At 57.9% G+C, this 2,922-nt stretch carries 4 protein-coding genes; all 4 read left to right on the top strand.

Annotated elements, in window-relative coordinates; all coding sequences use genetic code 11:
- Positions 1 to 293: 293 nt before the first annotated feature.
- The 4 genes from Q8O35_RS08840 (at position 294) to Q8O35_RS14850 (ending at position 2,887) form a co-directional block, all read left to right on the top strand.
- Positions 294 to 782: an SAM-dependent methyltransferase gene (locus Q8O35_RS08840; protein ID WP_305572352.1), complete on the top strand. Its 489-nt coding sequence runs from the start codon at positions 294 to 296 to the stop codon at positions 780 to 782.
- A 59-nt stretch (positions 783 to 841) separates the two neighbouring features.
- Positions 842 to 1,081: a helix-turn-helix domain-containing protein gene (locus tag Q8O35_RS08835; protein ID WP_305572350.1), complete on the top strand. Its 240-nt coding sequence runs from the start codon at positions 842 to 844 to the stop codon at positions 1,079 to 1,081.
- Between the two features lie 3 nt (positions 1,082 to 1,084).
- Positions 1,085 to 2,161: a site-specific integrase gene (locus tag Q8O35_RS08830; protein ID WP_305572348.1), complete on the top strand. Its 1,077-nt coding sequence runs from the start codon at positions 1,085 to 1,087 to the stop codon at positions 2,159 to 2,161.
- Positions 2,162 to 2,635: 474 nt separating this feature from the next.
- Positions 2,636 to 2,887: a nucleoside 2-deoxyribosyltransferase gene (locus Q8O35_RS14850; protein WP_371133117.1), complete on the top strand. Its 252-nt coding sequence runs from the start codon at positions 2,636 to 2,638 to the stop codon at positions 2,885 to 2,887.
- Positions 2,888 to 2,922: the final 35 nt, after the last annotated feature.

Raw genomic sequence — 2,922 nt, 5'->3', positions numbered from 1 at the left:
AGGCAAGCCAACGCGCTGGGGCCACGGTGACAAGAACACCATCTACATCATCGAGCCGTACGAGGGCGAGTGGACTACGGACAGCTTCTATGCGCGCAAGCGCACGGAGGCCTCCGAATGACCGCAGCCGAACAGCCCATCATCGTTGACCTCTGCTCCAGGTGCGCGAATCGCAACGCTGAAGGCGTGTACGCCATCACTTGCTTAGGGTGCAGAAGGTACACCGGGGGGAAGTACCACAAAGACCTCTATGAAACGAAGGCAAGCGGGTTGCCGCTGCTGGGGGTGGGGCCGTGAAAGAAGTCCTCGATCCTTGCTGCGGTAGCCGCATGTTTTGGTTCGACCGACAGAACCCCGTGGCCCTATTCGCCGACATCCGCGAAGAGGATCACATCTTGTGCGATGGACGTGAACTCTTTGTGCGCCCGGATGAGGTGGTTGATTTCCGAAACATGCCATACAGGGACAGGTCGTTCAATTTGATCGTGTTCGACCCGCCGCACCTTGAGGTTGCTGGCCCTGGATCGTGGATGGCCAAGAAGTACGGGAAGCTGAACAAGGCAACATGGAAAGAAGACTTGTCCGCTGGTTTTAGCGAATGCTGGCGCGTGCTCAACAAGGGCGGGACGCTGATATTCAAGTGGAATGAAACGCAGATAAAGCTAAGGGACGTGCTGGACTGCTTCCCGCAAAAGCCAATGTTCGGGCACACCACGACGCACAACCTCAAGACGTATTGGGTCGTGTTCTACAAGCCAGTTGAGGATTCCCCCCATGCCTAGCCCCACCGTCCGCAACATCGTCGCCGTGGAAGAGAGATAAGGGAGAGTAAGGAAAGGCCATGCGCGAGATCCCGGCAGCATACTTGACCGTAGAAGAGGCGGCTGCGCACGTTGGCAAGAGCCTGCGCACACTGTCTCGCTGGGTCGAGAAATACCAGATCCCGCGCAAGGGGCCATACCGCAATCAGTTCTCCAAGGCAGACCTTGACGCCTTCATGGATAATCCCGACGTGTTCCTTGCGGCCAAGGTCCACATGCCGCGCCACAGGGGCGGGAGCTTTACGAGGGTGACGGCGTAGTATATGGCGGCAGGCATGGGCAAGGTGCTTTTTCACAAAACGGGCGGCTACTACATCTGCTACCGGATGCCGGGGAGCCGAAAGAACCACAAGGAGTATTTCGGCCTCGGGCCAGCGGCGCAGCGCCAGGCCGGAATCAGGCTTGCCGAGATTGCGCTTATGAAGGCCAAGGGCGAAGTGCCCCGCAATTCATCCGGCGTTTACCTCGACCAGCTTTCCCAGCTCTATCTTCACGACGCCAAGATGCGCGGCGTTGGTGAGCAGTTCCGCACAGAGTTTGCGGCCCTGCTGAACAACGACATTCTGCCCGTGCTCTGCAAGCGGCCCGTCGATCAGTTGGAGTATCAGGACATCCTTAAGTTGGTGGAGCCGGGCGGCGTCTGGTCCGAGAAGACCACGCCCACGGTCAACCGTTACATGGGCTATCTGCGCTCCGTGTTCCGGTTCGGCATATCCAAAAAGATCACCGCCGCAAGCCCCCTGTCCGAGTGGAAGAAGACGCCAGAGCGCAAGAAGGAAATGCACCTGACGCTGGACGGCCTGCGCCGGATCATCGCCGCTGCTGACCCACACCTTGCCTGGGCTATGGAACTTGAGGCCAACATAGGCACGCGCCCCGGTCCCACAGAGCTATTCAGCCTCAAGTGGGCTGACGTGGACTTTGACGGCCTGCTGATCCATGTGCGAGGCACCAAGACCGAAGGCGCAAGCCGCGTCATCCCAATCACGCCCGATTTTCGCGCCCGGCTGCTCATCATGCGCCAGGAGGCGAAGAGCGAATACCTTGTGGAGTACAAGGGCAAGCCCGTGAAGCAAGTCCGGCGCAGCCTTCAGACGGCAATCAAGCGTGCTGGCATTCCCTACCATGTTACGCCTTACGACGTGCGCCACCTCTTCGCCACGATCCTCCTGAACGAAGGGGCGGACCTTGCCGCCGTGTCCGCGCTCCTGGGGCACAGCAGCATCGCCACAACCCAAAAGCACTACTACCAGCTCATGAAGGGAGAGAAGGCCAGAGCCGTTGCGCTCATGCCCGCCGTGGCCGCTCCCAAGGCCGGAAAGCTCGTCAAAATCAAGTAGGGCCACTAGTAGGGCCATTGGTGTCTTTTGATGGCAGAAAATGCCGCAAAATGGCCCTACTGAAACCACCTGATTGAGTGATACCAACGGTTCCCAGCCTGCACGCCTTCTTTGGGAGCAGGATGTCGCATGTTCAAATCATGTCGCCCCGACCAGTAATCAGTAAGGCTCCGAGGTTTTTGTCTCGGAGCCTTTTTGATTTAGCGGAACCATTAGCGGAACCATTGCCGGTTTTACACAGGGCATTTGCACGGGATGAACAGCCTAACATCATGGTTCCAATGCCGTTGGTACCCTGCTATTCTTCCCCCCATGATCTACCTCGCTGGACCACTCTTCACCTCCGCCGAACAAGCTTGGCTCCGTAGCTTCAAAGCCACCCTGGTCGAACAGGGGAACGAAGTCTGCTGGCCCTTTGAACTCTTCAAAGATGGCCAGATTTCCGAATGGGGACCAGTTGCCCCACGTTGAATCATGGAACGCTGCAGGGACGCCTTGGATAAGTGCAGCCACATCGTGGCCTGGATTGATGGGACTCAGGTGGATGACGGCACTGCTTGGGAAATCGGTTACGCCTATGCAAAGGGCAAACCCATTCACGGTATCCGTACTGACTTTCGTCAGGCCGGAGACACGACCCATTCCATTGTGAACGCCATGATCGAAGGGGCTTGCTTGACCGTGACCAGGTCCGTGTCGGATTTGTGCAATGCGCTTAAGGGCTAGACTGCCTCGTCCAGGTTAAGTTCCGACTAGGACGT

This window comes from Humidesulfovibrio sp., assembly GCF_030689645.1.
Classification (GTDB): domain Bacteria; phylum Desulfobacterota; class Desulfovibrionia; order Desulfovibrionales; family Desulfovibrionaceae; genus Humidesulfovibrio.
The sequence above is the reverse complement of the archived record's forward strand: the minus strand, read 5'-3'. Positions and strand labels throughout refer to the sequence as shown.